Source organism: Gammaproteobacteria bacterium (assembly GCA_032250735.1).
Lineage (GTDB): Bacteria > Pseudomonadota > Gammaproteobacteria > SZUA-152 > SZUA-152 > SZUA-152.
Window position 1 is genome coordinate 141,153 of the sequence record JAVVEP010000003.1, and the last position, 21,495, is coordinate 162,647.

Genomic DNA, 21,495 nt, shown 5'->3' on the forward strand with positions numbered 1-21,495 from the left:
CGCACAGCCCAGGAATAAGTGGACTCTGGGTATTTCGCTGTGGTTGATCTTAAACCAGTCGCGTCGCGGCTTTGATGTCACAGGGCATCTTAAAAAAGTGGCCTGGCACTGACCATGACTAGTACCCTGCACATAACTATAAGCGGCTTCACAACGGCCTCCGTTAAAAATCGTTCATCATCGTGACCGACGATTAGTCACAGAATGAATGCCTCAACGCAGAGGCAAGCACCCGCATCACACCAAACTGCGACACTGTGTCGCATTCCCCTGCCATTCCCATGGTATTAGCATGCTCGCCACTATTTCTGCCTGGAGAGCGCCGCATGTCGACCACAAACCCTCTGTCATTCACACACCACATAGCCACCCTGTGCCTCGCCGGCCTCGCCTGCATCGGCCTGGCCGGGTGCAGCAGCGACGATACCGCGCATGATCACGCCACGCATGCGCTGACCCTCACCGGCTCCGCCTTCGCCGCCGCCGTGAATGGCGCCCACTGTATGGTGAAGGACCCCGCCAACGGGGCCATCCTCGAAGGCCCCGTCACCACGGACGCCGCTGGCGATTACCGCATCACCGTGCACGAGGCCTACCTGCAAGGCGAGCTGCTGCTGGAATGCAGCGGCGGCAGCTATGTGGATGAGGCGACCGGCAGCAGCGTAGCCGACGCCGGCATCCTCAGCGCACACATCGCGGCCGACAGCCTCGACGAGGACGACCAGGTGCACGCCACGCCGGCCAGCACCCTGCTGGCGACTCTCATCAACCGCTTCGGCCACAGCCTCGCCGAGGCGCAGGCCCTTTTCACCAGCGCCTTCGGCTTTTCGCCCGATCACGCCATCGCTCCCGCCGATGCCACCCACGAAGCGCCCGACGCCACCGACGCGCAGCGCCTGGCCGGCCTGCGCGCGGCGGCATTCAGCCAGCTGGGCAACGACCTCGGCCTCGACCCGGCCCGGCAGTTCGATATGCTCAGCGCCCTGGCCGAGGACCTTGCCGACGGCCAGCTGGACGGGGCCGGCAGCGCCGGCGGCATCACCCTTGCCGGCACCGCGACAGCGCTCGGCGCCGACATCCAGAATCGATTTGGCCGCGCCCTGCTGAACTTCCGCGCCGGCGGCAGAGACCTGAGCGGGCTCACCAATGACAAGATCGGTGTGCTGCCTTTCGCCCGCACGGCGCTCACCGATCGCTATCGTCTCCGCTATCTGCCTGACAACCTGCCGGGCAGCATGGCGGCGATGCAGGGCAAGTCCCGCTTCCAGATCGCGGTGACCGACGCCGCCACCGGTCTGGCCCCGCAGACCGGGCTATCCCTCAGCCTGCTGCCCGTGATGCACATGGCCAGCCACAGCCACGGCACCCCGGTGGACGGCTGCACCGAGACCGCCACTGCCGGCACCTATGCCTGCACCGTCTACTACCTGATGGCCTCACAGATGATGAACGGCACGGCCATGGGCTACTGGGATCTTCGGCTGCTGATCGACGGCACCGATGAGACCCACTTCTATCCCCCGGTGATGATGGCCATGGGCGATTCCACCCGCGCCACCCTCAAGGGGGTGGACGACCGCATCGCCGGCATGGGCCAGCCGGAAAGCCGCAGCTATTACCTGTTCCGCTCCGGCCTGTCCGGTGAGACCGGCAATCACCGCTTCCAGCTGTTCATCGCCGCCAGGGAAAACATGATGGACTACCCCGCCCTCGCCTCGGGCAGCATCCTCAACCCTGGGGATGCCGAGCATGAACTGAGCGTGACCAGCATCAGCGTCGAGGTCTCCACCGATGCCGGCAGCTGGATCACGGCCAGCGAAGACGGCGGCGGCTACTGGACGGCCGAGGGCCTGGGCGGACTGGACAATGGCAGCCAGGGCGAGATCCATGTGCGCCTCAGCGTCAATGGCGAGCAAAAGAGCACGGACGGCAACCCGGCAACCGACGGCACGGCCTATGCGACCTTTCTGGCCACCCCGGCACCGAACCTGTAGTAGCTGAAAAGTGCCACCCGAAAAATGACCTTTGAAAAATGCCACTGGAAAAGTGCCGGCAACCGCTGCGCCAAGGTGTCCGCGTCGCTCCCCGGCACGGTCAGGCCCATCGCCCTTCTTGCCGTGGGGCTGATCGGCGTCGGCCTCTACGGCAACGCGTCGGCGGCCTCGTGTTGCGGCGGCGGTGCCTCCGGCTCGCTGCTGCTGCCGAAGACTTCCCAGGCGATGATCGATGTCAGTGTCGACGGGGAATACTACAACGGTTTCTGGAAGGGCGATGGCGACTGGTCGCCCGACCCGCCGGGCGCTGCGCTGCAGCAATACCGCCTCAACCTGGGTTACGCCCAGCGTCTGGCGCCCCGCTGGCAGCTGTCGGCATCGCTCCCCTATGTGTGGAACAACAACCGCTACGCCAACCTGGAACGCGCCACCCACGGCATCGGGGACGGCATGGTGACGATGTGGTACGAGGCCTTTGATGACATCACCTGTGTCTGGAACGTCACTGGCTGGCAGGACCTCAAACCTGCCATCTACTGGGGCGCCTCCCTGCTGATACCCACCGGCACCTCGCCCTACGACCAGGTGCAGGACAGCTTCGACATCACCGGCCGCGGGGCCTATCGCCTGGACGGCTCGGTGCTCATCGAAAAGACCATCTACCCCTGGAGCGCCAGCCTGCAGGCCAGCTACGGCCGCTACCTCGAGCGCCCGGTGAACCGCGAATACGGCCAGTACGTGGAACCCTATGACAAACAGCTGGGCGACCGTTTCAGCCGCAGCCTCGCGCTGGGCTACACCTATTTTACCGATCGGCTGGACTCCCTGACCGCGACCCTGACCTACGCCCATCTGACGGAACAGCAGACCCGCTTCGATGGCCACACCGACCCCACCTCCGGCCTGCAAAGGCGCTCCCTGACCGCCAGCCTGGCCTGGGCAACGGATGACCGTCGCTGGGTAAGCCGGCTCAGCTGGAACCATGCGCCGGCCCGCGATGGCTGGGGGGAAAACTTTCCGGCCACGGATATCATCAGCCTCGGAGTCAGCCATGTACTACGCTAGGAACCTGTCGGGTTTGGGATTGTTGCTCACCCTGCTGCTCGTCCTGCCGGGCTGTGACGGGCTGGGCGATGACCTGTCGCCCTCCGGCGCGGATCGACGCGCCGAGGTGGTCGCCGGCTCCATCGGCGCACAGCCGAGCCAGCAGGCGGCGGACTTCCGCCTCACCACCAGCACCGGCTCCGATTTCACCCTATCGGCCCACCTGCAGGGCGGCAGTGACCCCGCCGATGTCATCGTGCTCTACTTCACCATGTGGTGCCCGGTCTGCCTGGCCCACTCGGATTACCTCTACAGCCAGATCATTCCCCGCTTCCGAAACCGCGGCCGCGTGGTCTATGCGCTGGTGGATTACGTGTCCGGCAGTGTCAGCGGCAGCCGCATGCAGGAGCTGGCCAATGGCTATGCCGGCTCCGACTTCGTCACCCTGGCCGACGTGGATCAGGCCCTGCAACACCAGCTCAACGCCACCATGGCCACGGTGGTGGTCATCGACCGCACCGGCACCATCCTGCTCAATGAAGACTTCCGTGACGGCAGCGCCCTCACCGCCAGCCTCGAACAGCAGCTGCCATGAAGATTTTCACGGCGGCGCTGATCGGCCTGACGCTGCTCGCTGTTGTTCAAGCGACAGTTCAAGCGGCTGTCCCGGCGACAGACTATGCCGCCCAGGCGGCGATCCGGCCCGGTGACCTCCGCCCCCTGCCCCCTATCCGCTGGCAGGATGCGGATGACCACACCCACTCGCTCGCCGACACCCAGGGCAGGGCCCGCATCCTGCACTTCTGGGCCGCATGGTGCGTCCCCTGCCGCCGGGAGCTGCCGGCCCTGTTGCGGTGGCAGACGGCGCATCCGGAGATCGAGATTGTCGTGCTTTCCGTGGATCGGCGGCTGGCCCAGGCCCGGCACTTTCTGCACAAATACCGGCTACCCCTCCCGCCCCTGCTGCTGCATCCGGATGACCATGCGCTCCTCAGCCTGCCCGCCCTGCCCTATACCCTGTTCCTCTCCCGCGACGGGCTTGTGCTCGGCTACCAGCTTGGCCCCGCCCCGTGGGAGACCGAGGCCTTTACCCGCGCGGTGCAGACCCTGCTGGAGACCGATCCCGGCCAGCAACGCTAGGAATCCGCCGGGTTTAGGGTGAATTGGCCGCTATCCCACTCATTCGCTTCAGTCCCCCTAAATCCGACAGCCTCCCAGGGCCGTTCACTTAAGTTTTGCCATTCGCGGCCAATATCACTCTCATCAACGGGGTTTCTGCAGAGCCATGGCCGGCCTGGCGCAACCTTCAATTGTCCCGTTTTTACAACGCAACCGTCACGAAGACACCGAAAAATGCTGCAACACCTTACCTTACCCGCCGTATCGGTATTGTCCCGCCTGGGCCTGGGGCAGAAGCTCGTCCTGCTGGGCCTGCTGGTCCTCTCGCCCCAGTGGCTGCTGGCCCACCACTTTCTCGCGCACATCGCGGATGCGGCGGCCCGCAACGAGGTGCTGGTGTTTATCGGCCTCAGCAGCGGGCTGACGGTCTATCTCCTGCTGGCCTATTTTATTGCCGGACGCCATGCCCAGCGCGGCCTGCCGCAGCCGCTGTCGGGGGAATATGCCGCGCCCCAGCAGCGGCTGCGACGTGCGGCAACCGAGCATGGCCGCACCCTCTCGCGCATCTCGGCGGCGACCAACGAGGTCAATAGCGCCGCGGACGAGCTGTCGCAGATGTCGGCCAACAGCGCCGCCGGCACCCGCGAACAGGAGACGGCGGTCAACAGTATTGCCTCCGCCGTCGAGCAGATGGTGGCCAGCATTCACGAGATCGAACAACAGGCGGAGAACACCCGCGACATCTCCGAGCGCGCCGATCAGACCGCGGGCAAGGGTGCCCGGGTGGTGCAGGACGCAGTCGCCGAGATCCAGGCTGCGGCCGATGCCGTGGCCCAGGCCTCGGAGCAGATCTCGGCACTGGGAGCACGCTCGCAGCAGGTGGGTTCCATCATCCATGTGATCGAGGAGATCTCCGACCAGACCAACCTGCTGGCACTCAATGCGGCCATCGAGGCGGCCCGCGCCGGGGAATACGGCCGCGGCTTTGCCGTGGTGGCCGACGAGGTGCGCACCCTGGCCGGCCGTACCCATGCGGCGGCGGCCGAGGTGGCGCAGCAGATCAATCAGATCCAGGCCGAGATTACTACCACCGTGGACGGTATGGGCCGGGTGCAACACTCGGTGAGCGAGGGGGTCACCCTGACCCGGCACGCCGGTGAGGCGCTGGAGGACATCAAACGCGGCGCCCATGAGACCGCGCAGATGATTGCCACCATGGGCGCGGCCGTGAATGAGCAGGGCGCGGTAAGCGCCGATATCGCCCGCCATATCGAACATATCAACCAGCAGGCCCACAACCAGAACAGCATCATGGATGACGTGGCCACCACCTCCGCCTACCTGGTGCAGCTGTCGCAGCGCCTGAGCCGGCTGAGCACGATGCCCCGCCCATGAGCCTGAGCCTGCTGTTTCCCGCCTGTGCCCTGCTGTCCGCCGGCTACCTGCTGCCCGCGTATCGCAGTACCCAGACACGTGCCGCCGGGCAACGGCTGCTGGGGTTGCAGGCGGTCAAGCAGCTACGGCAGCTACTGGAGGCGCTGCCCCAGCATCGCGGCATGGCCAATGCCCTGTTACAGGGTGACGAGAGCTTTCGCCCCAAGCTCACCAGCCTGCAGGCGAGCATCGACCAGGATATGGCCCGCACCCAGGCCCTGCTGTCCGTGGAAGCACACTGGGGGGTGGGGCCGCGCAGCCAGACGCTGCTGGATGCCTGGTCCACCATCAAGCAACAGCTCAGCCGCTTTTCCGCAGCCGAGAGTTTCGGCCGTCATACCGCCCTGATGACCGAGCTGCTCTACCTCATCAATGATGTGGCCGATGCCGCCGGCCTACTGCTGGCCGCCGACCCCAATGCGCGGCTCATGGACACGGCCATCAACACCCTGCCGCTGGTGACCGAAACCCTGGGGCAGGCGCGGGGCATGGGCACCGGCGTGGCGGCGCGGGGCCGATGCAGTATCGAGATGCGGGTCAAACTGCGCTATCTGCTGGCCAACACCCGCCGCGTGGCGGAGCAGATGGGGCAGGACGTGCGGGGTGCGCTCGCCCAGCGGGATGCGGTACAGGAGGCCGATTTCGGCACCCGTGCCGGCCATGCCCTCGACCAGAGCCAGCGGACGATCCAGGCATTCCTGTCCCTGCTGGAGAACGACATTATTCATGAGCGCAGCGTGGAGCTGGCGCCGAGCGATTTCTACACCGCGGGCACCGAGGCCATCCAGCACAGCTTCAGCCTGCTGGACACCCTCCTCGGTTCGCTGCAGCACCGCCTCGCCCTGGTGGAACAGGCACAGCAACGACAGCTGTGGCTCTCCCGTGGCCTGGCGCTGGCCCTGCTGCTGCCCGCCGGGTATCTGCTCGTCGCCAGTCTGGCCTAATTCCGGTTAGCGCCAAGGGCTGGGAGCCTGTCGGCAATCGCCATTCACCCCGCGCCGGCCCTCGCGGCCATCACATCCTCACGGGTCAGCATACCCACCAGCCTGCGGCGCTCGTCCACCACCGGCATATGGTGGATGGCGTGCTGGGTAAACAGGGGTACCAGCTCACTCACCGGGTCATCCACCCACGCGGTAATCACCGGCGTGGTCATCAGCTGGCCCGCCACCTCCGGCTTGTCGGACTCGAAGCCCGGGGTGCGTTGACGCAGCCAGGCAAGGTGTTCGGCCATGCCCCCATGACTGTCATCCGTCGCCTCACCGTTGGCCCGAAACTCATTGGCCATGTGCACAAAGTCGCTGACCGTGATTATGCCCTGCACCCGCCGAAAGCTGTCCACCACCGGCAGACCCCGGATGTAGTGGCGTTCGAACAGCGCCCAGGCCTCACCCAGCTCCGTGCCGTATTCGACACTGATCACCGGCTGACTCATGATATCCCCGCAGCGAATCCCGTCCAGGGCGTACTGATGGGCACGCTGCATGGCGCGGGCATAGATCTCCTGCAGGTCATGCTCACTGATGTCCAGATAGGTGTCCATCTCGCCCATGGCGTGGAGCAGGTCCTGGTGGCTGAAGGGGGTCTCCCCCGCCAGCCACTCCTCCTCGCGACGTTGCCAGTCGTCGTGCAGACGCGGTCCCTCCTCGATGGGTGAGTGCCGGCGGATGCCGGCGAGGTGCCAGTACAGCATGGCGCAGGCCAGCATCACGGCCACATTCAGCAACACCGGGGTCAGCGCAAACTGATACCCCAGCTGCTGTACCGACTCGCCGCCCAGCACTACCATCAGGGCCGAGGCCCCCCCAGGGGGATGCAGACAGCGCAGATAGAACATCGCCACGATCGCCAGACTCACTGCGCTGGCCGCGGCCAGCGGCAGGCTGGGTATCCACCGGGCACAGGTGATGCCGATGAGCACCGAGACCATATGCCCGCCGACAAAGGCCCAGGGGCTCGAAAAGTTGCTGGTCGGGGTGGCAAACAGCAATACCGCCGAGGCGCCGATCGAGGCCGCCAGCAGGGGGACGTCCCGCCCGCTCAGACTGAGCTGGCTGATCAGGGCGACCAGCCCCACCGCAATCAGGGCGCTGGCGGCGGATAGCAGGATGCGTCGATGACTGAGTTCGACTTGGGTCACAAACCAGTGGTGAAACGGAAAGGGGGCCATGGCGGTCCTGTGTGTTTTTCCTGTGTATTGTCCAGAATCGACTATAAAGTGTATATTGAATACTGGTTTTGCCTCCGGCGCAAATGTCGTTAGCAAACCGGCACTGAATGGCATAATCTTTAACCAGACACAGAACGTGGCAGTAGGTACTAAAAATGATGACCCGTAGCAATATTCAACAGGATATCTTCCAGCCACCAACGGCGGAGCGGCTAGGCTGCCTGGGGGCCGGCTGTTACGTGCAGATCCACCGGCAGGGGCAGTGCCAGTGGGTGGAGATCAGCCGCAGCGAGGGCGACGAGCTGGTGGGGGTTTTGCATCCGGCCCTGTCCACCCCCCTGTCGGCAGGGGTCGCAACCGACACCTCGGCCGAGCCGCAGGAGTTGCGCCTGCGCAGAGAGCAGATCACCGCCCTCGGCTGTGAGCGCTACTGTTTCTGCTGAGACAGGGAATAGGGACAGGCGCCAACAAGCGCTCGGGCTAGCGGCCCCGGCCGGGCCAGGAGAAGATCAGCACGAAGCCGCCCAGGCCGCCCATCAGCCAGGTCAGCAACGGGGCGTTACCCAGCATGCTGGTGGTGGTGGGGTCGGCATAGACGTAGATAATCGAGGCGCTCAGCACCAGGGCCGAGCCGACAATGGCGCGAAACAGGCGACGGTTGGCGCGGCGAATCTCCCAGCGCAGGGCTCGCATCTGCTCGCTGGCGCCCGCCTCGGCCTTCGGCGATCTGGCAGCATCAGTCGCGGTCGCCTGGGTCAGCCACTGGTGCAGCAGACCGGGGATCTCCGGCAATTTTTCACTCCACTCCGGTGCGTTACGGCGCGCCGCGCGCCAGATGGCCCGTACGCCTATCTGTTCACTCATCCAGCGTTCAAGATAGGGCTTGGCGGTCTGCCACAGGTCCAGGTCGGGATACAGCTGCCGCCCCAGGCCCTCGATATTCAACAGGGTCTTTTGCAGCAGCACCAGCTGGGGCTGGATCTCCATATTGAAACGCCGCGCCGTCTGAAACAGGCGTAACAACAAATAGCCAAACGAGATGTCTTTCAGGGGCCGCTCAAAGATCGGCTCACAGACGGTGCGAATCGCCGCCTCGAACTCCTCGACACGGGTACCCTCCGGCACCCAGCCGGACTCTACATGCAGCTCCGCCACCTTGCGATAATCGCGCCGGAAAAAGGCCAGAAAATTGCCCGCCAGATAGTGCTGGTCATCGTGACTGAGGGTGCCCATGATGCCAAAGTCCACCGCGATATAGCGGCCACCGGGTTCGACAAAGATATTGCCGGGGTGCATGTCGGCATGAAAGAAGTTGTCGCGAAACACCTGGGTGAAAAAGATATCCACGCCGTGCTCGGCCAGCTTTTTCAGGTCGACCCCCTGCGCCCGCAAGGCGTCGATATCGCTCACCGGGATGCCGTGAATACGCTCCATCACCATCACATTGCGATGCGTCATCGGCCAATGGATCTCCGGCACGTACAACAGATCCGAGCTGGCAAAGTTGCGACGCAACATCGAGGCCGAGGCGGCCTCGCGCATCAGGTCCAGCTCGTCGAGCAGGGTCTTTTCAAATTCCGCCACCACCTCCCGCGGGCGCAGACGCTTGCCGTCCGCCCAGAAGCGGGTGGCCAGATCGGCAAGGGTATACAGCAGGCCAAGATCGCGGCGGATGGTGTTAAGGATATTCGGCCGCACCACCTTGACCACCACCTCCCTGCCGTCATGCAGGGTGGCGGTGTGCACCTGGGCGATGGAGGCCGAGGCCAGTGGTCGCTCGTCAAAGCGGGCAAATAATTCGCCCACCGGCCTGCCCAGATCCCTTTCGATAATCGCGCGCGCCTGATCACCGGGGAAAGGGGGCACATTGTCCTGTAGCTGGGCCAGCTCGAGGGCGATGTCATCCGGCAACAGGTCGCGGCGGGTGGAGAGGATCTGTCCAAACTTGACAAAGATCGGGCCGAGGTCTTCCAGGCTGCGGCGAATCCGCACGCCGCGGGCCAGTTTTTCGCGCCGAAACCAGCGCCAAGGCGAGAGGTATTGCAGGAAACGCACCGGCCGCAGCAGGTGGGTCGCCAGGATCACCTCGTCGAGGCCGTGGCGACCGAGGACATTGTTGATGTGGATGAGACGTAATGCCTGCCGAAATCCGATCACTCCGCTTCTCCGCTATGCGGCGCCGTACCGCTCTCGCCCCGCGCGGCCGGCAGATGTGACTGCAAGCGCTGTACCCGTGCCTCCAGACGATCCACGTCCGTGCGCAACCCATCAACCTGCGATAGATAGGCGTCGACCTCGTCGCGATTGGGCAGCATCTCGCTCTCTTCCTGCAGATATTCCGCCGCATCCTGCCCCAGGGTATCGGCCGTCTGCCGTCCCCAGGCAACCGCGCCACGCACCAGATTGCCCACCTTGTGTGCAACCAGGTCACCGGTGAAGTGCGACAGATGCTCTTCCCAGTCGATATCCAGGGCATCCAGAATGTCACGAAACTCCTGGCCCAGTTCTACGTCGCCACTGATTGTGACATCGCCGGCGAACACCACATCGCCCGCATGTTTCGCCAGCCCCATACGCATCAGGGCCAGTGGCGAACCGCGCAACACCGTGTCGGCCTCACCTTCAAAGCGGCCATAAACGGTCAACTTGCCGGCCTCGGGAATCAGATACAGGGCCACATCCAGGCCGCTGAACTCGATGGCGATCACCTTGCCCTGCAAACGGGACAGGCGTGCAACGCTATCCTCGTCTAACTGTAAGACGCGATTCAAGGCCGACTCGATAGCGGCAGTGATGGTGGTGGGCAGGTGTCTCATCGCAGTTCACCCATCAGCTGTTGCAGGCTTTTGGTGGATTCATCGTCGGCCTCGAGCCCCGCGCGGTACACCACCACGGTATTGGCGAGCTTGTCGTGAAAACCCTGCTTGCGTTTGTCATACGCCACCCAGAAAAATCCCAGCATCAGGGGCAGGACGGAGGCGAGATAGGCAACATATCGCAGCACCGCCTGCCGACTGGTCATCGGCAATAAGCTGTCGGCATCGACGATCTGGCATTCCAGCAACAGCTTTCCCGGCGTGCCCAGAAATTTCAGCCACAGCCCAACGGTAATGAGCAATACCAGAGCCATGCGCAGCAGGCCTTCGGTGGTCAGCATGCCCGCATTTATAAATGACGGATCCAGCAGCAAGCCCATCAACACCATGAGCATGACGCTGTCGATCAGGCTCGCGCCCACCCGTCGCCAGAATCCGGCATAGTGGACTGTGGCCAGGTCCAGGGCCTCACTCACAACTTATAACCCCGGTGCAGGGCGACAATGCCGCCCGAAAGATTGAAATATTCACACCGCTCCAGACCGGCGCTTTCCATCATCTCCTTTAATTCCTGCTGGCCGGGATGCATGCGTATGGACTCCGCGAGATAACGATAACTGGCATCATCCCTGGCAATCAGCCTGCCCATCAACGGCAACAATTTGAAAGAATAGGCGTCATAGAGGGGGGCCAGACCCGGCGCCACCGGTTTGGAAAATTCCAGTACCAGCAGCCGGCCGCCGGGTTTCAGAACACGGCGCATGGATCGCAATGCCGCATCCTTGTCGGTGACATTACGCAGCCCGAAGGCAATGGTAATGCAATCGAAATAATTGTCCGGGAACGGCAGGCATTCGGCATTGGCCTGCACATACTCCATGTTAGACAATACGCCGCGGTCGATCAGCCGTTCACGCCCCACCCTCAACATGGAATCATTGATATCGGCCAGTATCACCTGGCCCTGGTCACCCACCAGCGCGGAAAACTTTGCCGCCAGATCACCGGTGCCACCGGCGATATCCAGCACCCGCTGGCCGCCACGCACGCCGCTCATCTCAATGGTGTAACGTTTCCACAGACGGTGCACACCCATCGACATCAGGTCGTTCATCAGGTCATAGCTATCGGCGACCGAATGGAATACCCCGGCCACCTTGCCGGCCTTTTCTTCACGGCGCACTTTTTCGTAACCGAAGTGAGTGGTGTCCTTGTCCTGTGGCGAATGATTCATCTTTTTTCTTTTCTCTTTTCTCGTTTAGCTTTTATCTGCCGTCTTGCGTTTGTGACCGGCCTTTTCCAGGCGGTTCAAGTATTCGGCCCACTTTTCTGTCTTGTCCCGGCCCAGCACATACAGGGTATCCCAGGAGTAGATACCGGTGCGGTGGCCGTCATCAAATTCCAGTTGGACGGCATAATTGCCGACCGGTTCAATGCCGGCAATATTGACATTCTCCTTGCCCACCTGCAGCACCTCCTGACCGGGGCCATGTCCCGCCACTTCAGCCGACGGCGAATAAACGCGCAGGTATTCACAGGGATATTCAAACGTGTTGCCGTCGTCAAAGGTGATTTCCAGCATGCGTGAGGCCTGGTGCAGATTAATATCAGTCGGTCTTGGGGCCGAGGTCATAACCATTCTCCGTCAATCATTGGTTGGTTAACACACCGTAATGGTGGTTAAAGAATATAGCGACTCAGATCTTCGTCTTTGGCCAGCGCACCGAGATGCTCGTCAACATAGGCGGCGTCCACCGTCACGGAGGTACCGCTTCGATCCGCTGCCGCAAAGGAGATCTCTTCCAGCAGGCGTTCCACCACCGTGTGTAATCGACGCGCACCGATATTGTCGGTGCGTTCGTTCACCATCCAGGCGACCTCGGCGATGCGCAGAATCCCCTCGGCGGAGAATGACAGGCTGACACCCTCGGTGCCCAGCAGGGCGATGTACTGTTCGGTGAGTGAGGCATCGGGTTCGGTGAGGATGCGCACAAAGTCTTCGGTACTGAGTGCATTGAGCTCCACCCGTATCGGCAGACGTCCCTGTAGTTCCGGAATCAGGTCCGACGGCTTGGACAGATGAAACGCGCCCGAGGCGATAAACAGGATGTGATCGGTTTTTACCATGCCGTATTTGGTGGTTACCGTGGAGCCTTCCACCAGCGGCAACAGGTCACGCTGCACACCCTCGCGCGACACATCCGGGCCTGAGCTTTCGCCGCGTTTGCAGATCTTGTCCATCTCATCGAGAAACACGATGCCGTTTTGCTCGACGTTGTCCACCGCGCGCAGCTTGATCTCTTCCTCGTTAAGCAGCTTGCCGGCCTCTTCGTCCACCAGCAGCTTCAGGGCATCCTTGATGCGCAGCTTGCGGGTATGGGTGCGACCGCTGCCGATGTTCTGAAACAGGCCCTGCAACTGGCTGGTCATCTCCTCCATGCCCGGCGGCGCCATAATCTCCACGCCCACCGGACTGGCGCTGAGTTCGATCTCGACCTCCTTGTCATCGAGATCCCCCTCGCGCAGCTTTTTGCGGAATTTCTGCCGCGTCGATGACTCGGTCGCGTCCTCCGCTTCCGCTGTCCCCGTCCCGCCGAAGCCAAGATTACTGGGCCGGGCCGGGCGTAACAGGACATCGAGGATACGGTCCTCCGCCGCCTCTTCCGCGCGGAAGCGCACCTTTTTTATCTCCGTTTCCCGCACCAGTTTGATGGAAATGTCGACCAGGTCGCGGATAATGGATTCCACGTCACGCCCCACATAACCGACCTCGGTAAACTTGGTGGCCTCGACCTTCACAAAGGGGGCATTGGCCAGCCTGGCCAGACGTCGCGCGATCTCGGTCTTGCCCACCCCGGTCGGCCCGATCATCAATATATTCTTGGGCGTGATCTCGCCCTTCAGGGCATCCGCCACCTGCGAACGCCGCCAGCGGTTGCGTAGCGCAATGGCCACGGCACGCTTGGCATCGGCCTGGCCGATAATGTGCTTATCCAGTTCCTGCACAATCTCGCGCGGGGTCATCTGCGCCTGCAGTTCATCCTTCGGTGACGGCATTATTGACCTGCCCCCTTGTGTGCATCACCCACGCGCAATTCCTCGAGGGTGAAGTGGTCGTTGGTAAACACGCAGATCTCCGAGGCAATCTTCAACGCCTTTTCACAGATATCGCGCGCGCCCAGTTCGGTGTTCTGCATCAGCGCACGAGCCGCGGCCTCGGCAAAGGAGCCACCGGAACCGATGGCGATCACATCATACTCCGGCTCGATCACATCACCGTTACCCGAGATCACCAGCGAGGCGGTCTCATCGGCCACAGATAACAGCGCCTCCAGCCGACGCAGCATGCGATCCGTGCGCCAGTCCTTGGCCAGCTCCACGGCGGCACGCGTGAGGTGGCCCTGGTGTTTTTCCAGTTTGCCCTCAAAGCGCTCGAACAGGGTAAAGGCGTCCGCCGTACCGCCTGCGAACCCGGCCACCACCTTGCCGTGATAGAGGCGCCGCACTTTGCGTGCATTGCCCTTCATGATGGTATTACCCATGGAAACCTGACCGTCGCCGCCGATCACCACCGCGTCGCCGCGCCGTACCGAGAGGATGGTCGTGCCGTGATATTGTTCCAAATCCTTGAGTCCTCTTTCGTCGCCAGAAGGCGGGCTATGTGCATGCGCGCCGCGGTAGGGATCGCGTCGCAAAGCACGATTTTACATGATTTCATCGCGGGGCGAGGAATTCCTGGCCTTGTACTTTTAAGCTTGCGCTTTTAGCCTTGCACTTAATAACCCGCTAAGCTATCCCTCAACCGAAGCCACACCGAACTTATAACCAAACTGATAACCAGAGCTCAATTGCCATAAACACAGTAGCAAACACAGCAACAAAAAGCCGCCGGTAATCCATCACCGATGATCCGTGCGTGTACCGATCACCACACCACTTTCGAGGAATTCACATGAAGCAGCTCATCATCGCAGCCAGCCTTTTCATCGCCAGCGCCGTGTCGGCCTGGGCCGAGGTCAAGGGCACCGAAGTCAGCTATCAGGCGGGCGACACCACGCTCAAGGGTTATCTGGCGGTGGATACCGCGAAAACCGGCAAGCGTCCCGGCATTTTGGTGGTGCATGAGTGGTGGGGGCATAACGACTACGCCCGCAAACGGGCGCGCATGCTGGCCGAGCTGGGTTACACCGCCCTGGCGGTAGACATGTACGGCGACGGTAAACAGGCCGCGCACCCGGATGATGCCGGCAAATTCTCCGGCGAGGTGAGCAAGAACATGCCGGTGGCCGAGGCACGCTTCAAGGCGGCGATGGAGGTGCTGCAATCCCAGCCCAGCGTCACGGGCGACGAGATCGCCGCCATCGGCTACTGCTTCGGCGGCGGCGTGGTGCTGGAGATGGCGCGCCGCGGCCTCGACCTCGACGGCGTCGCCAGCTTCCACGGTAGCCTCGGCACATCGACCCCGGCGCAGAAAGGTCAGATACAGGCCAAAGTGCTGGTAATGAACGGCGAGGCCGATCCCTTCACCAAGCCCGAGCAGATCGAGGCGTTCAAACAGGAAATGCAGAACGCCGGCGTGGACTACCAGTTCATCAACTACCCCAACGCCAAGCACGCCTTCACCAATCCCGACGCAACCGCCAACGGCCAGAAGTTCAACATGCCGCTGGAATACAACGCCGAGGCGGATGAGAAATCCTGGGCGGAGTTGCAGCAGTTCCTTAACAAGGTTTTCCGCTAGACGCGGTTCGTAGTGCTGAATAGGAGGCCAGCCCCTGGCCGATGGGTCGGGTTGGTGAAATTGTTGAGGTTGAATCGCCGAGGGGGCTCGGCTCCTACAGTGCGTAGAGCGCAATTACCGAAGGGCATTGCGCCGCATGTTTTCTTACCGCTAAGTGCCACGCAACGATCTGCGGCTTTTACTCAGCACTTAGCACTTAATCCTCAGCACTATCCCTTCTTCTTCCGCGCCCGCGGATGGGCGCGGTCGTACACCTCGGCGAGGTGCTGAAAGTCCAGGTGGGTGTATATCTGGGTGGTGGCGATATCCGCATGGCCCAGTAGCTCCTGCACCGCGCGCAGATCACCGCTGGATTCGAGCAGGTGGCTGGCGAAGGCGTGGCGCAGTTTATGGGGATGCACCCGACTGTCGAGACCCTGCTGCACCCCGCGTTGCCGAAAGCGCAGCTGCACCGCGCGCGGGCTCAGCCGTCCCCCGCGCTGGCTCACAAACAGGGCCGGTTCATTTTCATGGGCCAGGCCCGCCCGCCGGGTCTGCCATTTCACCAGCGCCTCGCAGGCATAACGCCCCACCGGTACCACGCGCGCCTTTCCGCCCTTACCCGTCACCGCGACACTGCCCTCGTGCAGGTCGATCTCGCCCACATTCAGCGACACCAGCTCGGCCAGTCGCAGACCGGCGGAATACATCAGCTCCAGCATGGCGTTATCCCGCAACATCAGCGGGTCATCGGCGGCCCCGGCGGGTGACAGCAGCCGCGTCATCTCGTCCACATCCAGGGGCTCGGGGAGTTTGCGCGGCGCCTTCGGGGCCTGCACGCCCTGCGCGACGTTGTTTTTCAGCTCGCCCTCGCGCACCAGATAGCGCAAAAAGCTGCGCAGGGTCGACAGCGCCCGCGCCAGGCTGCGCCCGCCGATACCCTGTCGGTGGCGGGCCGCCAGATAGCTCCGCAGCTGTTTTGCATCCAGCGCCGACCAGTCGGCCACGCCGGCCACAGCGCAATAGTCTGCCGTGGCCAACAGGTCGCACCGGTAATTGCTGAGGGTGTGCGGCGAGAGTCGCCGCTCGTTTTGCAGGTGGGACAGGAAACGATCAATCCACCGCCGGGCGCTCTCCTGCATGATGGCCAGCCGCCCTTAAAATCTCAGGGCCTGTGAAAAAACCGTCGGCCTACTGCGGCCGACGGTTTTTTCACAGGCTCTCAGGCCCCGTTTAGTCATCGGCCCGCAGATACCCCTGCAGGGTGGCCGCGATGATCTCCGACATGCGGCCCAGAAAGGCCGTATCCACCGCGCTGTGAAAACGCCGGCGCTCGAAGCTGCCGATGGCGATCAGGCCCAGCTCGCCCTGCCCGCCTCCATTGCGCCGACTCAGGGGCATTAGCGCGGCGGAACCCACCTCGGCGGCCTGTTCGCCAAACAGCGCCTCCAGCTGTTCCGCCTTGAGCTGGCCGCAATAGGGTTTTCCTGCGCCCAGCAGGCGCTGAAAAAGGCCCCGCAAGGCATCCGCATCGCGCACAAACTCGGGGCGCGTGGCCAGCGCCCCGTCCTTCGGCGTCGACAACAGTTGCACGGTCACCCGATCCGCCGAAAAGTCCTGGCGCAGACGGATGTCGATCAGGGCCAGCAGGTCGCCCAGATTGCCGCACTCGATCAACCGCAGGGTCAGTTTCTGCAACAGGCCATTGAGCCGGTCATTTTCTCTCGCCACCTGGATCAGGCTCTGTAACTGATCCTGCAGGCCGGTATTGCTGTCACGCAGTACGGCGACCTGACGCTCCACCAGCGACACCGCCGAACCCGCGGTATGGGGAATCCGCAGGTCGGCCAACAGGGTAGGCTTGTTTTCAAAAAAGTGGGGATGCCGACGCAGGTAATCGGCGACAGCCTGCTCATCCAGCGACTGAGCCGGCCTGGTGGATTCTGGTGCCGTGGTTTCTTGCTTGCTCACATTATTTACCCGTGTTTTTACCTATTTTTCACCCGTACCGACCGTCCATCTTTATAGCAACGAGGAATCTGTCGGTCTTAGGTGGTATGGCGCGCCGATGACTGCATCCTCGATACAACACGATTACAGTACACGTACAAAACCATGACCGCAGGCTCACCCCAGATCGATCGTCCCCTCAAACACCGTCTGTGCCGGCCCGGTCATCAGCAGTGGCGACCGCCCACCCGCCCAGCGTATCAAAAGCTCCCCGCCCGGCAGCTGCACCGTTACGGCATCATCCACCATTCCCCATTGATGCGCCACCGCCATGGCGGCACAGGCGCCGGTGCCACAGGCCTGGGTTTCACCGGCGCCGCGCTCATAGACACGCAGCCGCAACTGCGCGCGCGACAGGACCTGCATAAACCCCACGTTGACCCGCTGCGGAAAACGGGGGTGGCCTTCGATCGCCGGCCCCCAGCTGGAGACCGGGGCCGCATCGACGTCTTCCACCTGCACAACCGCGTGTGGATTACCCATGGAAACAGCTCCAATCTCCACCTCGCCATCAATTAAAGCCAATTTATAGCGATCGGACTCCACATTCGCCTCAAACGGCAGGCTTTGAGGGGCAAAATTCGGCACGCCCATGTCCACCGTCACCTGACCATCGGCCTCCAAGCGCGGCCGGATCACCCCGGAGGCGGTTTTCACGACGATCTCGGTCTTGTCGGTAAGGTGGTTGTCTACCACAAATCGCGCAAAACAGCGGGCTCCATTGCCACACTGACCCACTTCTCCACCATCCTGATTATAAATACGATACCTGAAATCCACTTCATCAGAATCCGGGGGCTCCACCAGCAAAACCTGGTCACAGCCCACCCCACGGTGACGGTCGGCGATAAATCGCACCTGCTCCGGGCTCAGGTGAAATGACTGATGAATGGCATCGATCACCACAAAATCATTCCCCAGGCCCTGCATTTTTGTGAAGGCTATTTTCATGCGCTGATGGTTGCAGACTGTCGGCGAGTATTCAACTGCCGGCCCTCTCTGACGCCCTCGATTCCGGCATTGGGCAGCAGGCCGCCCCACCACCCTCTATATATAGGCTGCGATATAGGCTGCGGCACCCGCCACCCCTCACTCACGCCGCCAATGCCCCGATTTACCCCCGCGCTTTTCCAACAGTCCGATACCGCCCATCACCATGCCGCGATCGACGGCCTTGCACATGTCATACACCGTGAGCAGGGCAATCTGCACCGCGGTGAGGGCCTCCATCTCCACCCCGGTCTGGCCGCTGGTTTGCACCGTGGCGCGGCACACCACGGCGTTTTCGTCCTCCGCCGGTTCCAGTTCCACAGTCACCCTGCTAATGGCCAGGGGATGACACAGCGGTATCAGTTCCGCGGTCTTTTTCGCCGCCATGATGCCCGCCACCCGCGCGACGCCCAAAACGTCGCCCTTGCCATGCTGGCCGCTGATGATGAGCCGCAGGGTCTCGGGTAACATCACGATGCGCCCTTCGGCGACGGCGCTGCGCTGGGTCACGGCCTTATCGCCCACATCCACCATGTGGGCCTCGCCGGCCTGGTTAAAATGGGTCAATCCGGAATCAGTTTTGCTCATGCTGTGGCTCTCACTGTAGACGTAGGCATTCTCAATGGGGGTATGGATTTTTCGCGCCGGGCCGCGGAACACTCAGAGCCTGTGAAAAAATCGACAGCCGCAGTAGGCCGACGGTTTTTTCACAGGCTCTCAGCGCTGAAAAACACCCAGCGACGGAACAATCGCGACCTCACTGCATCAAACGCAGAACCGATAGTATACTGAGAGGCGTCATGAGCATCACTGTGAAATTTTTTGCCAGCCTGCGGGAATCCATCGGCCGCGCCGATTGCCAGTTGACGGCGGACGGCATCGCCACGGCCGCCGAGGCCTGGGCAGTCGCCACCGGTGGGCGGGAACGCCCGGCCAACACCCTGATCGCCGTCAATATGGAATATGCCGATGGCGAGCAGGCGGTCAAGGATGGCGATGAGGTCGCCTTCTTTCCCCCGGTCAGCGGCGGCTGACCGTGGACACGCCGTCCAACGTAAAACTGTTTGGCCAACCCTTTGATCCCTGGAATGAGATCCAGGACTTTCAGGATGCCCAACCGCAACTCGCGGGCAAGTTTGGCGCCACGACCCTGTTCATCGGCACCATGCGCGACTTTAATGACGGCGCCGACGTGCAAGGCATGGTGCTGGAACACTACCCCGCGATGACCCGGAGACATCTGCAAAGCATTGCTGACGAGGCCCGGCAGCGCTGGGATATTCTCGACACCCTCATCGTTCACCGCTACGGCGAGATCCAGCCCAGCGACCCCATCGTGCTGCTGGCGGTATGGTCCGCGCATCGCAGTGCGGCCTTTGAGGCCTGTCGCTATCTGATTGAGGAACTCAAGTCCCGCGCCCCGTTCTGGAAGCAGGAACAGACGGAGCAGGGTCGCCGTTGGGTGGCGCACAATACGCCGGATTAGCGTTACTGATTAACAGCACTACACGCGGGCTACCGACCCGACGGGCGGGCTACTCAAACGCCCCCTCCGACTGATAATCATGGGTAATCTCTTCGCCCGGCCTGATATCCCGCAAGGCACACACCTCCAGGGTATCGTAATAGGCGGCATTGGGTTCGGGGCTGTGATTGATGAACCGAAAATCGCATTCCACCCGAAAGCCCTTATCCTCTTCCACCCATAACACATACGGGCCGTTGCGTTTTGTCCATCTGCCGGACACCGTACCCAGCACCTCGCCGGCCTCAATATGGCGTGCGGCAAACAGGCCCTTGCCATGGATAGGACTCTCTTCGGCATAAAAGCTGGCGGTCGATTTTGATTTGTTCATGCAGGGGCTCCGTTTTTAGCGCTGCGCCGTTATCGACGCTACGGACACATCACGTGTGCGCGGTGACATGCGGCATATTGTAGGCCATGTTGGGATCCACCGGCACCGAGATGATCTCAAACTGCATGTCGGCCAGATCACCCATGATATAGGTGGGCAGGGCGCCAACCCCGGCGACGGTGCCGGGATTCAGGAACAGGGTAGTAGAACCGGTGATGGTGGTAATGCTGTCGATCTCGGCGCGATGATCGTGGCCGCAACAGACCATGTCCCAGTCACCGGTGACACCCATGGCGCGCGCGTAGTGTGGATAGTGCACGATGAATATTTTACGCCCCGCCAGCTCCAGGCCCACATCCTGACCGTGATAGGTAACCACGCTGTCCGGCTCATTCGACAGCATCGAGGTGGCGAACAGATCACCGGTGTTGTTGCCATGAATGACATGCACCGGCAGGCCGTATTTTTGCAACACCCGCAGGGTGGTAGGCGCCACCACGTCACCACAGTGCAGCACCGCCTCGGCGCCGCGCTGTTTGGCATCTTTTACCGCAATGTCTAGCAAGCGACGGTTGTCATGGCTGTCGGAAACGATACAGATTTTCATGGGCTTATCTTGCTTACCTTTTTACTTCATTACTTAATTACTTCATTACTTCAAACTGACTTCAAACCTGCTGCGGACTTCACCCTGCCCGGCGGGCATTCTGTGCATGCTGTTGACCTCTCTCCGGCAGGTAAGTTCTTGGCTGAAGTTTTCAACAGGCGTAACTGACAAAAGCCGGTCGACTAGAAGACCGGTTTTTCCGGCGCTGCTTTGTAGCGTTCGACCGAGGCCACTATCTCTGCCTTGGCCTCGTCGATACCCACCCAGCCATCGATCTTTACCCACTTGTTGTTTTCGAGATCCTTATAGTGCTCAAAAAAATGGGCGATCTGGTCCAGCAACAGCTGCGGCATATCGTCCAGTTTTTCGACACCCCGATACTGGACGGCCAGCTTGTCCACCGGCACGGCGAGAATCTTGCCATCCACACCGGATTCGTCCGTCATCTTCAGCATGCCGACAGGGCGACAGCGGATCACCGAACCGCTGATCAGTGCCGTCGGCGTCACCACCAGCACGTCGGCCGCATCGCCGTCCTCAGACAGGGTATGGGGGATGTAGCCGTAGTTACACGGATAAAACATGGCAGTGTTCATGAAACGGTCCACAAACATGGCGCCGGTTTCCTTGTCGACCTCATATTTTACCGGGTCGCTGTGCGACGGAATTTCAATAATGACATTAATGTCATTCGGCACGTCAGCGCCGGAGCTGACTCGATCAAGATTCATGTAT

The 21,495-nt window shown here is 62.0% G+C and carries 25 protein-coding genes; 10 read left to right on the top strand and 15 right to left on the bottom strand.

The features are described 5' to 3' along the window. Window positions 1–326: 326 nt before the first annotated feature. The 6 genes from RRB22_03145 to RRB22_03170 all read left to right on the top strand — a co-directional run bounded on the left by RRB22_03145 (window position 327) and on the right by RRB22_03170 (window position 6,535). Window positions 327–1,994, top strand: coding sequence for a hypothetical protein (locus RRB22_03145; protein MDT8383389.1), 1,668 nt, complete (start codon window positions 327–329; stop codon window positions 1,992–1,994). A gap of 24 nt (window positions 1,995–2,018) precedes the next feature. Then, entirely contained in the window at window positions 2,019–3,059 is a 1,041-nt protein-coding gene (locus RRB22_03150; GenBank protein MDT8383390.1) for a hypothetical protein, read from the top strand. After that, complete coding sequence (locus RRB22_03155; GenBank protein MDT8383391.1) at window positions 3,046–3,633, top strand: redoxin family protein; 588 nt, start codon at window positions 3,046–3,048, stop codon at window positions 3,631–3,633. Before RRB22_03150 ends, RRB22_03155 begins: the two co-directional genes overlap by 14 nt. Further along, window positions 3,630–4,178: a TlpA disulfide reductase family protein gene (locus tag RRB22_03160; protein MDT8383392.1), complete on the top strand. Its 549-nt coding sequence runs from the start codon at window positions 3,630–3,632 to the stop codon at window positions 4,176–4,178. Before RRB22_03155 ends, RRB22_03160 begins: the two co-directional genes overlap by 4 nt. Window positions 4,179–4,391: 213 nt before the next feature. Continuing rightward, window positions 4,392–5,552: a methyl-accepting chemotaxis protein gene (locus RRB22_03165; protein ID MDT8383393.1), complete on the top strand. Its 1,161-nt coding sequence runs from the start codon at window positions 4,392–4,394 to the stop codon at window positions 5,550–5,552. Beyond that, on the top strand, window positions 5,549–6,535 hold the full coding sequence (locus RRB22_03170; protein MDT8383394.1) for a nitrate- and nitrite sensing domain-containing protein: 987 nt from the start codon (window positions 5,549–5,551) through the stop codon (window positions 6,533–6,535). Before RRB22_03165 ends, RRB22_03170 begins: the two co-directional genes overlap by 4 nt. Before the next feature lie 44 nt (window positions 6,536–6,579). Here RRB22_03170 and RRB22_03175 read toward each other — a convergent pair whose 3' ends face one another. Beyond that, entirely contained in the window at window positions 6,580–7,731 is a 1,152-nt protein-coding gene (locus tag RRB22_03175) for an HPP family protein (GenBank protein MDT8383395.1), read from the bottom strand. Between the two features lie 185 nt (window positions 7,732–7,916). On the opposite strand from RRB22_03175, the gene RRB22_03180 reads away from it, so the two are divergent. Beyond that, window positions 7,917–8,204, top strand: a complete 288-nt coding sequence (locus RRB22_03180) for a hypothetical protein (GenBank protein MDT8383396.1) — start codon at window positions 7,917–7,919, stop codon at window positions 8,202–8,204. Between the two features lie 37 nt (window positions 8,205–8,241). Here RRB22_03180 and ubiB read toward each other — a convergent pair whose 3' ends face one another. From ubiB to hslV, 7 genes are read right to left on the bottom strand one after another with little or no spacing between them, the layout of a single operon-like run. Next, window positions 8,242–9,918, bottom strand: a complete 1,677-nt coding sequence (gene ubiB, locus RRB22_03185; GenBank protein ID MDT8383397.1) for a ubiquinone biosynthesis regulatory protein kinase UbiB — start codon at window positions 9,916–9,918, stop codon at window positions 8,242–8,244. Beyond that, complete coding sequence (locus RRB22_03190) at window positions 9,915–10,577, bottom strand: SCP2 sterol-binding domain-containing protein (GenBank protein MDT8383398.1); 663 nt, start codon at window positions 10,575–10,577, stop codon at window positions 9,915–9,917. The genes ubiB and RRB22_03190 overlap by 4 nt, the downstream gene beginning before the upstream one ends. Then, complete coding sequence (locus RRB22_03195) at window positions 10,574–11,053, bottom strand: RDD family protein (GenBank protein MDT8383399.1); 480 nt, start codon at window positions 11,051–11,053, stop codon at window positions 10,574–10,576. Before RRB22_03195 ends, RRB22_03190 begins: the two co-directional genes overlap by 4 nt. After that, window positions 11,050–11,811: a bifunctional demethylmenaquinone methyltransferase/2-methoxy-6-polyprenyl-1,4-benzoquinol methylase UbiE gene (ubiE, locus tag RRB22_03200; protein MDT8383400.1), complete on the bottom strand. Its 762-nt coding sequence runs from the start codon at window positions 11,809–11,811 to the stop codon at window positions 11,050–11,052. The genes RRB22_03195 and ubiE overlap by 4 nt, the downstream gene beginning before the upstream one ends. Window positions 11,812–11,835: 24 nt before the next feature. Beyond that, on the bottom strand, window positions 11,836–12,210 hold the full coding sequence (locus tag RRB22_03205) for a DUF971 domain-containing protein (protein MDT8383401.1): 375 nt from the start codon (window positions 12,208–12,210) through the stop codon (window positions 11,836–11,838). A 47-nt stretch (window positions 12,211–12,257) separates the two neighbouring features. Beyond that, the gene (gene hslU / locus RRB22_03210) at window positions 12,258–13,634 is read right to left on the bottom strand and encodes an ATP-dependent protease ATPase subunit HslU (protein ID MDT8383402.1); all 1,377 of its coding nucleotides are present in this window, start codon (window positions 13,632–13,634) and stop codon (window positions 12,258–12,260) included. After that, a complete protein-coding gene (hslV, locus tag RRB22_03215; GenBank protein MDT8383403.1) occupies window positions 13,634–14,200 on the bottom strand; it encodes an ATP-dependent protease subunit HslV in 567 nt (188 codons plus the stop codon). Before hslV ends, hslU begins: the two co-directional genes overlap by 1 nt. A 329-nt stretch (window positions 14,201–14,529) precedes the next feature. Here hslV and RRB22_03220 point away from each other — a divergent pair, with 329 nt between their 5' ends. After that, a complete protein-coding gene (locus RRB22_03220; GenBank protein ID MDT8383404.1) occupies window positions 14,530–15,318 on the top strand; it encodes a dienelactone hydrolase family protein in 789 nt (262 codons plus the stop codon). 209 nt (window positions 15,319–15,527) lie between these two features. Here the strand turns inward: RRB22_03220 and xerC are convergent, their stop codons facing one another. From xerC to moaC, 4 genes are all read right to left on the bottom strand, one after another. Further along, on the bottom strand, window positions 15,528–16,439 hold the full coding sequence (xerC, locus tag RRB22_03225) for a tyrosine recombinase XerC (protein ID MDT8383405.1): 912 nt from the start codon (window positions 16,437–16,439) through the stop codon (window positions 15,528–15,530). A gap of 91 nt (window positions 16,440–16,530) precedes the next feature. Then, the gene (locus RRB22_03230; protein ID MDT8383406.1) at window positions 16,531–17,268 is read right to left on the bottom strand and encodes a DUF484 family protein; all 738 of its coding nucleotides are present in this window, start codon (window positions 17,266–17,268) and stop codon (window positions 16,531–16,533) included. A gap of 156 nt (window positions 17,269–17,424) precedes the next feature. After that, on the bottom strand, window positions 17,425–18,258 hold the full coding sequence (gene dapF / locus RRB22_03235; GenBank protein MDT8383407.1) for a diaminopimelate epimerase: 834 nt from the start codon (window positions 18,256–18,258) through the stop codon (window positions 17,425–17,427). A 138-nt stretch (window positions 18,259–18,396) separates the two neighbouring features. Continuing rightward, window positions 18,397–18,885, bottom strand: coding sequence for a cyclic pyranopterin monophosphate synthase MoaC (moaC, locus tag RRB22_03240; GenBank protein ID MDT8383408.1), 489 nt, complete (start codon window positions 18,883–18,885; stop codon window positions 18,397–18,399). 212 nt (window positions 18,886–19,097) lie between these two features. Here moaC and RRB22_03245 point away from each other — a divergent pair, with 212 nt between their 5' ends. Both RRB22_03245 and RRB22_03250 read left to right on the top strand, forming a co-directional pair. Continuing rightward, complete coding sequence (locus RRB22_03245) at window positions 19,098–19,331, top strand: MoaD/ThiS family protein (protein ID MDT8383409.1); 234 nt, start codon at window positions 19,098–19,100, stop codon at window positions 19,329–19,331. A 2-nt stretch (window positions 19,332–19,333) separates the two neighbouring features. After that, complete coding sequence (locus tag RRB22_03250) at window positions 19,334–19,783, top strand: molybdenum cofactor biosynthesis protein MoaE (GenBank protein MDT8383410.1); 450 nt, start codon at window positions 19,334–19,336, stop codon at window positions 19,781–19,783. Window positions 19,784–19,832: 49 nt separating this feature from the next. On the opposite strand, the gene RRB22_03255 is transcribed toward RRB22_03250, so the two are convergent. The 3 genes from RRB22_03255 to ppa all read right to left on the bottom strand — a co-directional run bounded on the left by RRB22_03255 (window position 19,833) and on the right by ppa (window position 21,491). Further along, the gene (locus tag RRB22_03255; protein MDT8383411.1) at window positions 19,833–20,153 is read right to left on the bottom strand and encodes an SET domain-containing protein; all 321 of its coding nucleotides are present in this window, start codon (window positions 20,151–20,153) and stop codon (window positions 19,833–19,835) included. 49 nt (window positions 20,154–20,202) lie between these two features. Further along, the gene (locus RRB22_03260) at window positions 20,203–20,760 is read right to left on the bottom strand and encodes a metallophosphoesterase family protein (GenBank protein ID MDT8383412.1); all 558 of its coding nucleotides are present in this window, start codon (window positions 20,758–20,760) and stop codon (window positions 20,203–20,205) included. A 182-nt stretch (window positions 20,761–20,942) separates the two neighbouring features. Beyond that, on the bottom strand, window positions 20,943–21,491 hold the full coding sequence (ppa, locus tag RRB22_03265) for an inorganic diphosphatase (protein ID MDT8383413.1): 549 nt from the start codon (window positions 21,489–21,491) through the stop codon (window positions 20,943–20,945). Window positions 21,492–21,495 lie beyond the last annotated feature (4 nt).